The sequence below is a fragment of the Risungbinella massiliensis genome (assembly GCF_000942395.1).
Lineage (GTDB): Bacteria > Bacillota > Bacilli > Thermoactinomycetales > Thermoactinomycetaceae > Risungbinella > Risungbinella massiliensis.
Genome location: NZ_LN812099.1, coordinates 1 through 1,064, shown reverse-complemented (window position 1 = coordinate 1,064; position 1,064 = coordinate 1). Strand labels below are relative to the sequence as shown.

Sequence of the window (1,064 nt, the reverse complement as noted above, 5' to 3'; positions counted from 1 at the left end):
ACCCTGAGAGGACGAACCTTGCTCAGGAAACCTTAGGCTTACGGTGGAGGGGATTCTCACCCCTCTTTTCGCTACTCATACCGGCATTCTCACTTCCTAACGCTCCACCACATCTCACGATGCAGCTTCGCTGCATTAGGAACGCTCCCCTACCATGACAATGTCATCCACAGCTTCGGTAAATGGTTTAGCCCCGTTACATTTTCGGCGCAGAGTCACTTGACCAGTGAGCTATTACGCACTCTTTGAATGGTGGCTGCTTCTAAGCCAACATCCTGGTTGTCTGAGCAACTCCACATCCTTTTCCACTGAACCATTATTTAGGGACCTTAGCTGGTGGTCTGGGCTGTTTCCCTCTTGACTACGGATCTTAGCACTCGCAGTCTGACTCCTAGAGATAAGTCGATGGCATTCGGAGTTTGACTGAGTTCGGTAACCCGGGAAGGGCCCCTAGCCCAATCAGTGCTCTACCTCCATGACTCTTACTCTAAGGCTAGCCCTAAAGCTATTTCGGGGAGAACCAGCTATCTCCAAGTTCGATTGGAATTTCTCCGCTACCCACAGCTCATCCTATGATTTTTCAACATCAACAGGTTCGGACCTCCATTGCGTGTTACCGCAACTTCATCCTGGCCATGGGTAGATCACTTGGTTTCGGGTCAACGACTACGTACTGCACGCCCTATTCAGACTCGCTTTCGCTGCGGCTCCAGCTTCTCGCCTTAACCTTGCACGCAACCGTTACTCGCCGGTTCATTCTACAAAAGGCACGCCGTCACGGGTCAAGCCCGCTCCGACTGATTGTAAGCACACGGTTTCAGGATCTATTTCACTCCCCTCTCGGGGTGCTTTTCACCTTTCCCTCACGGTACTGGTTCACTATCGGTCGCCAGGTAGTATTTAGCCTTGGGAGGTGGTCCTCCCGGATTCCGACGGGGTTTCACGTGTCCCGCCGTACTCAGGGTCCGTCTCGGAGGGAAGCAAGTTTTCCATACAGGGCTGTTACCTGCTATGGCGGGTCTTTCCAGAACCACTTCTGGTACCTGCTTCCTTGATAACTCCTA

At 52.3% G+C, this 1,064-nt stretch carries 1 rRNA gene; it reads right to left on the bottom strand.

The window, feature by feature from the left end:
• Positions 1–1,064: ribosomal RNA gene (locus tag VJ09_RS00020) — 23S ribosomal RNA — on the bottom strand; the annotation flags it as partial.